The organism is Mesorhizobium sp. M7A.F.Ca.MR.362.00.0.0 (assembly GCF_004023175.1).
GTDB lineage: Bacteria > Pseudomonadota > Alphaproteobacteria > Rhizobiales > Rhizobiaceae > Mesorhizobium.
In genome coordinates, this window is record NZ_RZTF01000096.1 from 1 (window position 1) to 6,766 (window position 6,766).

Annotated in this window: 6 protein-coding genes and 1 pseudogene; 4 read left to right on the top strand and 3 right to left on the bottom strand. The window is 60.2% G+C overall.

Annotation, left to right across the window (positions count from 1 at the left end):
* Together EOC06_RS14610 and EOC06_RS14615 are read left to right on the top strand one after the other, a co-directional pair.
* Positions 1–315: pseudogene (locus EOC06_RS14610) on the top strand (UPF0104 family protein); the annotation flags it as partial.
* Positions 316–359: 44 nt separating this feature from the next.
* Complete coding sequence (locus EOC06_RS14615; RefSeq protein ID WP_245463755.1) at positions 360–1,361, top strand: glycosyltransferase family 2 protein; 1,002 nt, start codon at positions 360–362, stop codon at positions 1,359–1,361.
* 261 nt (positions 1,362–1,622) lie between these two features.
* Here the strand turns inward: EOC06_RS14615 and EOC06_RS14620 are convergent, their stop codons facing one another.
* Both EOC06_RS14620 and EOC06_RS14625 read right to left on the bottom strand, forming a co-directional pair.
* Complete coding sequence (locus EOC06_RS14620; RefSeq protein WP_128308102.1) at positions 1,623–2,030, bottom strand: hypothetical protein; 408 nt, start codon at positions 2,028–2,030, stop codon at positions 1,623–1,625.
* Between the two features lie 255 nt (positions 2,031–2,285).
* Positions 2,286–4,166, bottom strand: coding sequence for a glycosyltransferase family 2 protein (locus EOC06_RS14625; RefSeq protein ID WP_128308103.1), 1,881 nt, complete (start codon positions 4,164–4,166; stop codon positions 2,286–2,288).
* Positions 4,167–4,777: 611 nt separating this feature from the next.
* Between EOC06_RS14625 and EOC06_RS14630 the strand changes: the two genes are divergently transcribed.
* The gene (locus EOC06_RS14630) at positions 4,778–5,701 is read left to right on the top strand and encodes a glycoside hydrolase family 26 protein (RefSeq protein WP_128308104.1); all 924 of its coding nucleotides are present in this window, start codon (positions 4,778–4,780) and stop codon (positions 5,699–5,701) included.
* A gap of 133 nt (positions 5,702–5,834) precedes the next feature.
* On the top strand, positions 5,835–6,353 hold the full coding sequence (locus EOC06_RS14635) for a DUF995 domain-containing protein (protein ID WP_127331777.1): 519 nt from the start codon (positions 5,835–5,837) through the stop codon (positions 6,351–6,353).
* Positions 6,354–6,410: 57 nt separating this feature from the next.
* Here the strand turns inward: EOC06_RS14635 and EOC06_RS14640 are convergent.
* Positions 6,411–6,766, bottom strand: a 356-nt coding sequence (locus EOC06_RS14640) for a DNA polymerase III subunit chi (RefSeq protein ID WP_245469600.1), incomplete at its 5' end; no start/stop codon positions are given.

A 6,766-nucleotide genomic window follows, 5' to 3' on the forward strand; every position in this document is an offset into this window, starting at 1 on the left:
GTGCAGGGATGGTTGCTGGCAATGCTACTGGGGACATCCTTTTCGACCGCCTTTCCGGGCGTCGTCGGGGCCGAAGGCGCCGCCATACTACCGGTGCAAGGCGTCGCCGGCTTCGGCACCTACGAAGCGGGTGCAGCGGCGGCGCTGCTCACCTCCGGCGTTGCCATGAAGAGCGGCCTTCAGGCAGCGCTGGCATTGCATCTGTTCATCTTCTGCTCGGCAATCGCCACGGGTGCGATCGCCTGGCTGTTTCCCTCGAAATCGACACTGCCGGGGAACCCGGCCGTCGGCCCTGCAAGGAAGCCATCCCTATGAGCGTATTGCCCATCCCTGCTTCGGGACTGCCTGACGGCGCGGTGATGCCGGACCATACACTGTCCATCGTCGTGCCCATGTACAACGAGGCCGAAAACGTCGAACCGCTGCTGGTGCGGATTCACCAGGCGATGGAACGCTACGGCCAGCCGTGGGAGGTCGTGCTGGTCGATGACGGCAGCACCGACGCGACGGTGAGTGAGATCAGGCGCCTGGCGGCGCATTACGGCCCGCATGTGCATGCGGTCGAGCTGGTGCGCAACTACAAGCAAACCGCCGCGATGCAGGCCGGTATCGACGCAGCGCGCGGCGACGTCATCGCCACGATCGACGGCGACCTGCAAAATGATCCCTACGACATTCCGCGTATGGTCTACCGCCTGTTGAGCGAGGATCTCGACCTGGTGGTGGGCTGGCGCAAGGATCGCCAGGAAGGTTTTTTCATGCGCAGGCTGCCCTCGCGCATCGCCAACGCGCTGATCGCGCGCGTCACCGGGGTGCGCCTCAAGGACTATGGCTGCAGCCTCAAGGTCTATCGCGGCAACGTCATCCGCAGCGTCAAGCTCTATGGCGAGATGCACCGCTTCATCCCGGCATGGCTGGCCACGGTGACGACCCCCAGACGCATCGCGCAGGAAGTGGTGACGCATCACGCCCGCATCCATGGCCAATCCAAATACGGCATTTCGCGCACCTTCAGGGTCGTGCTCGATCTGGTCTTCATGTACTTCTTCATGCGTTATCGCACGCGGCCCGGGCACTTCTTCGGCGGCATCGGCATCGTGCTTGGCGCGCTGGGTTCGCTGATCCTTGCCTATCTGCTTTGCCTGAAGCTGCTTTTCGCCGAAGACATCGGAACACGCCCGATGCTGTTCACCGGCTTCTTCCTGCTCATCGCCGGGGTGCAGATGGTGACGTCGGGCGTGCTGGCTGAAATGCTGGCACGGGTCTATCACGAAGCGAATGGAGCATCGGCCTATGTCGCGCGGCCACAGCCGGCGCCCAGTGACAATGACGGCTGGCTCCGCCCGCGCCGGCCATCATGAGGTGATCGGGACGCCATCGAGGCTCTCCGTCCCCAGCGTTGACCGGGGCAGTGGCTTCATCGATATCTTGCTGGGAGGGATTTTGGTTTCAGGCCGACGGCGGACTGGCAGGGTTCATTGATCCCAGGAATGGCGGCCTGAGGGCAAGAGGCAAGGCGCAACGTCTGCGCCAACCTCTCGCCCTCGACTCGCGCCCCCTGGCGAAGACAAGAGCGGCGGATCCTTCATTCAAATCGCGCCGCCACTTTTAGGTCTGATGGTCTAGTAGCGCGAACGGCAGCTGGCGCGCTGGCCGAAACCGCTCGGGCCACAAATCCAAGGCGAACGACCCAGGAAGGGGCCGCCATTGCCCAGACGGTAGGAGACCTTCACCGGCGCCGGCCTGCCGACACGCTGCGGCCGCACAAAGGCCGCATAGGCCTCCTCCCTCGTACGCGTCACCATGGTCGTCTGTGTGAGCGGCTTGCGGCTGAACAGATGCAGCCGCTTCTTCTTGACGTCGTGCACCTTCTTGCCGAGCGTATGCACCACGGACTTTGTGCTGATCGAGCTGGTCTTGGTCGCGTCCTTGCTCTGGCAACCTGAGAGTATCGAGATCAATGCAACGGCGGCGAATGCACAAGCATATTTCGTGCCGATCCTTGCCCTTCTTTCCATAACTTTGTTCATCATTGTCCCCTACCACGAATATAATTCGTTTCAGCGCGGAGATCTATTTGCTTTTTTGGCTTCCGCGCCACGCGAGCAGCCTATCGCCGCTCACATCATGGATTATATATTAGGGGAAACTTATTAAAGATCATGCAAACGACACGATGAACGCGGCCTTTCGGCAATCGATCGGATATAATTAAAGTTTGATCTATTGGGCTCGTGCCTGCAGCCGTCCAGAGTGCCGGCCCGCTACGCGGACGCCTCCAGCATTCAGCGCCGCGTTTCCCAACCTGGATCGAAGTAGAAATTGCGGCCACCGATGTTGCCCTGGCCGGCGCCGGAAACCACATAGGCGATGCGCACGATGCGCAGGCCACCGGCGCCCTGCTGCAGTCCGTAGACGCCTTCCATGCCGCGATCGTAGAAGCCCGCGGCGGGCACGATCAGCGCCAGCACGGCAAGCGACCCCTGAAAGGCGACTTTCGCCGCATTGGCGCGCAACGGAATCCTGTTTTCGATGACGTGCCTTACGACAATCACAACAACCAGCAGCCCGTAGAGGAAGGCGTTGAAGGCGGCGAACCAGTAGAAGCCGGTGGCATCGAAGGGGTTCTCAACGAGCAGGACAGGCAGTGCCGCGCCGATGGCCAGCGCCACATAGGGAGTGAGGGCGCGAGCCGGCAGAAGGTGCTTGGGGCCGCTGCCCTTGGGCGTGACGCGGAAATCGACGAATGATTTGGTCAGATAGTCGCGGATCGACGACAACGTGCCGGCCAGCACCCAAGGCCAACGCGCGAAGAAGAGGAACAGCGTGCCTTCCCAGCTGATCGTCTTGGCCGTCATCGGGCGCGAGAGGCCGAACGCCTTCAGCAGCATCACCAGGCCAACCAGCGCGACCGCGTTCGGCAGATAGTAGAACAAAAAGTCGAGATACATGACATTGGCGAAGTTGCGCCCGGTAGACAGCGCATAGACCGGCATGACGTACATCAGCAACGCAAAGACGGCGAACAGCGGATACCAGAGCTGGCAAAAGAGGAATTGGAATCTCAGCCGCGGCGACAGCTTTGGGAGATAGCTCGGCGAATATTCGAGCAGGATCGTCATCAGACTGCGCGACCACTGGAATTCCTGGGTGATGAGGTCGGCGAAGGTCTGCGGGCCATCGCCATGGGCGATGGCGTCGAGCGCATGCACGCCGTGCCATCCGGCCGCGTTGATCAACATGGAGGTGGAGTGATCTTCCGCCAGTTCAGGACCGAGACCGCCCGCCTGCTTCAGCGCCTTGGTCCGCACGGCATAATGCGAGCCGATGCAGAGCGGAGCTCCACCGCCCGTATGGCCGGACTGCAGCGGTCCGTGAAACATCCCTTCCGGAAACAGCCTGCCGCGCGCCGCCCAACTCTCGGCGGCGTTGTTGTCGCAGATGCTCGGCGCCGAGACATAGCCAACCGAGGGATCGGCGAAGGGAAACAGGATCTCCCTCAGATAGGTTGGCGTCGGTACATGGTCCGCATCCATCTGGGCGACGAAATCGTAACGCTCGTAGCCATAGTGGTCGTAGAAGAACGCCAAATTGCCTTCCTTGCAGCGCGTCCGGCGTGGCCATGTCGTGCGGTGATAGTCTTGCCTGCCGCGCCGCGTCGAAATCATCACGCCGTGAGCGTCGCACCAGCGAACTGTCTCTTCGGAGGGATCCTCGTCGGCCAGCCAGGTATCGTGCGGGTAATCCTGTGCCAGCATCGCTTCGAGCGTGCGCGCAACGACGGCAAACGGTTCGGAGGGGGCCTTGGTGACCACCATCGCGACCCGCGAACGCTTCGGGATCGTGTGAAGCTTGGACGGTTTTTTCGACGCATGCACGTTCAAGAGAAAGTACAACGGCATGAGCGTGAGCCATACCAGGATGAGTGTTGCGAACGTGTATGGCCCGAGATGTTCGACATGCTCCGGCTTCAGCCACCAGATCCAGAAAAACCCGAGTGTGCAGAACCAGAAAGCCAGCGCCAGTCTCAGGATCCATTGCTGAATGGCCGACAGCACGGGCACCAGAAAGGGCCCCTTCTGCGCAGTGGCTGCCAGAGCCGCCTCAGATCGATGCGCCCGTCTGCTCTTACGGCCGACGACGCCATCATGCACGGAAGCACTCATACACTAACTCGCCCGCCACTTTGGGCTTCCGCCGACAAGGTGGCTGGAAGCTCCCAAAATCCCAGGATTAGAATTAGCTAATGCTTTCTTAGCGTCAACTAAATTAATTGTTTGTTGAATATGATTCTTGAGATTTGGTTAACCTTACGCTTATCGGGGGAGGAATAGCCGCTACCGAGCAGTCAGTCTGGCGGCGAGCCGGTAAACTCTTCGGTGCTGGAAATTCATCGACGGGTCGAGGCAGTCGGAGGGGATCCGGCCAAAGCCGTTAACCATGTTGCGGTCGTCAAGGTTAAGCAACCGTTAATTGTGCTTGACTCTTGGCCCTGACCGGCTCTTAAATTAGCCAGGGATGATATATCGGGATTTTGACGCGAATTTGTGAGTATCGCGGCGAACTTTCTCTCGAACGCCCCCTGTATAGGGGCTTGAGAGGTAATTTTGGGTGGCTCTGTGCCAGGTTCGCACATCCGCCAATGGGGTCGCTCCGAAATCCCGCAGATTCTGCCAAATAGAGCCGATCGGTTTTTGGGTAGTCGTGTCGATCAGGCATCGATGCGCACGGGCGAAGCCTTAACTTCCGAAAGAGGTTGGGGCCATGGGAGATCGACATGAAATACTCCACAGTAAGAGCACTCGCAATCGCGCTGGCATTGGGCGGAAGCGCCGCGTTCCCCACGGCAGGAGGCGCTGGCTCGGTAGCCGCGACGGACCCCGTCCAAACGAGCAGCGCCGCCTCGGCGTTCGGATCCTATGATCCCTACGGCGACTTCAGCGCCGACAAGAGTGCCAGCATCGAAGAGCTGTTCCTGCCTTGGGAAGACGTCGACCTGTCGACGCTGCCGCTTGCCGACGCCTATGCGCTGCAACGCGGACGTTCGCTGCTGATTACGGTTGAGCCGTGGACCTGGTCGAAGGACTGGCGCATCACCCCGCCCGAATTGCGCGACGGCATTTTAAGCGGCAAATATGACGCCAATATGCAGGCAATCTGCGGCCTGGTGGGACAGATGAAGAGCCCGGTGACCATTCGCTGGGCTCAGGAAATGGAAGACAAGAACGGCCGCTTCACTTGGGCCAACTGGGCTCCCAAGGACTGGATCTCCGCTTACAAGCGCGAGGTCGATATCTGCCGCAAGGCTGCCCCCGCCGCCAAGTATATGTGGTCGCCCAAGGGCGAAGAGGGTCTGGAAAAATACTACCCCGGAGACGACTATGTCGACGTCATCGGCCTGTCGGTGTTCGGTCTGCAGAAAAAGGACAATGACGAGGCCGGTCATGACCGTACCTTCGCTGAGCTGCTGAAGCCCGGCTATGACCGCGTTGCAGTGTTCAACAAGCCGATCGTCGTTGCGGAACTCGGCTATGTCGGAAAGCAGGACTATGTCTCGAAATGGCAGGAAGATTCCCGCAAATCCTACGCGGAGTTCCCGGCGCTGACTTCGGTCGTCTACTTCAACCAGAAGGAAGTGTGGCCGTGGCTGGGTGGCTATGGTCTGCCCGACTGGAGGGTGACCCAGCACGTCCTGCCGTAGACGCATCGTGCTGATCGATCTCGACGCGATCGGGATCGATTTCCAATCTCCTTGTTTGATCATGATCCATCTCGAACCAGCGGTTCGGGATGAGGGTTGAGGCGTGGCGTAAATCAGTCTGTGGAGAAGTTTCGTGAAACGGGTAGTGGGAAATTATCTCGGAGCGGCATTCGCCTGCTCCGTTCTTGTTCTTGCCTTTCAGGTTCCTGCGACGGCCAAGACGGCGACAAGGATCGCCGAGCAGGCGCAAAAAGCCACAGTCGTTCCTGACGAAGGCGTCTACCAGATTTATCAGAACCATTCGTGGCTGTGGGGCAAGAAGGGCGCCGGGTTCTTTGCCGTCAAGCAGAGGCAGTTCGATGCCTGGACTCACGACAAGGGCAAGTCGGGCTATGGCGACGGCATGTGGTTCATTCCCGGCGGCGGCAAGCTCTGCTACCGCGCGCAATGGCATGGCTCCTGGGGGGTGAAGGGCTCGATGACCTGCTTCGAGCATCGCCAAGTGGGCAAGGTTATCTACAAGCGTAAATCGCCTGATGGCGAATGGTACGTTTTCAAGAGCCCGCGTCGAAACCGGTCGGACGAGTCGATGAAATTGAAATACGGCGACTATGTCACAACGAAAATGAACCGGATCAAGGCAAAGCAGTAGATATTGTCGTGACGCGGCACAGGTCAAGCAGGTCGCCTGAACGTTCAGGCGACCTGCTTAAGCCTTGCGCTCCCAGCGGCGATCTGGCGTCTGTTGCCAGTAGGTGACGGCGTGGCCAGCGCTCTTCATCACCTTCCAGTGCCCTCGCGCCGCCTCGAGCTGGGCGGCATCGTGGCCATCGAACAGGAACACCGCGCGCTCGTAGCCGCCAAGGTCAGGCGGCACCGCACCGTCGACCAGGAACCTAATCTTGGCGTCGTTGGGATTGCCGTCGCCGGTGGTCAACAGAATCGGCTGTTCACCGGGATGAGCCTCACGATCGGTTGCGTGCGCCAGGAACGAATCGTCGCGGAAGGTCCACAGATGCTGGTCGAGCGCATCGCGGCGTTCCTCGGTGCCTGTCTGCACCACGG